Here is a 1,167-nt window from a genome sequence, read left to right on the forward strand (position 1 = left end):
GCGGCAATGGCGCTTATCGGTGATCCTAAGCTGGTGATTTTCGATGAGCCGACCACAGCGCTCGATGTGACGACGCAGATTGAAGTGCTGCGTGCTTTCAAGTCCGTGATGAAAAAGAACCGGATTGCTGGCGTCTATGTTTCGCATGATCTGGCTGTTGTCGCCCAAATTGCGGATCGCATCGTGGTGCTTAAAGGTGGCGAAGTGCAGGAAGTGGGTCTTACGCAGAATATTCTGCACAATCCCCAGCATCCTTATACGCAGGAGTTGCTTGCAGCTTTTGAGCCTGTGCTTCATGCACGTCCCGAAACTGAGGTGACAGAAAAGCCCGCGCCGCTTCTGGTCGTTGATAATGTTCTCGCCGGTTACGGTATTGTTGGTAAAACCGGCGAACCAGCGATGATTGCGGTCAACAATGTCAGCCTTGAGCTGGCACGTGGGCAGAACCTCGGCATTATCGGCGAATCCGGTTGTGGCAAGTCCACGCTCGCGCGCGTAATTGCGGGCATTCTACCTGCCGCACGCGGGAAGATAATGTTTGACGGCAAGGAAATGCAGAGTGATCTGCGCTATCGGAGCCGCGAGCAATTGCGTGAGTTGCAGATTGTTTTCCAGTTTGCCGATACCGCGCTTAACCCTGCCAAGTCGATTGCAGATATTCTGGCGCGTCCTCTGACTTTTTATCACGGCATGAACAGCAAAAGTCGCGACGCCCGTATCGATCAGCTGCTCGATATGGTGCGGATACCGCGCAATATGCGTTATCGCAGGCCTGGCGAGCTTTCCGGTGGTCAGAAGCAGCGCATCAATCTGGCCCGCGCACTTGCCGCTGATCCGAAGATGATCATCTGTGATGAAATCACCTCGGCACTGGATACAGTTGTCGCGGCAGCCATCATTGATCTGCTGAAAGAACTGCAAAGTGAATTGTCGTTGTCGTATCTGTTCATCAGTCATGATCTTTCGACAGTGCGCGCGATCTGTGACGAAGTTGTTGTCATGTATGCCGGTAAAAAGGTTGAACAGTTAAGCCCGGCCATGATGGGCAGCACCGCCAGCCATCCTTATTCGCGGCTGTTATTTTCCTCGGTGCCAAAGCTCGACACCGGCTGGCTTGATGGCTTGCAGCAAGACCCTGAACTGGTTCGTGAGTTCACCAGAAGCTAA

Annotated in this window: 1 protein-coding gene; it reads left to right on the forward strand. The window is 53.3% G+C overall.

The genetic code is table 11. The features are described 5' to 3' along the window. Nucleotides 1-1,167 (forward strand): ABC transporter ATP-binding protein (locus CEV31_RS13160; RefSeq protein ID WP_143850943.1); only part of this gene is annotated, 1,167 nt, incomplete at its 5' end.

Origin of the sequence: Brucella thiophenivorans, from assembly GCF_002252445.1 — a bacterium.
GTDB classification, from domain to species: Bacteria; Pseudomonadota; Alphaproteobacteria; order Rhizobiales; family Rhizobiaceae; genus Brucella; species Brucella thiophenivorans.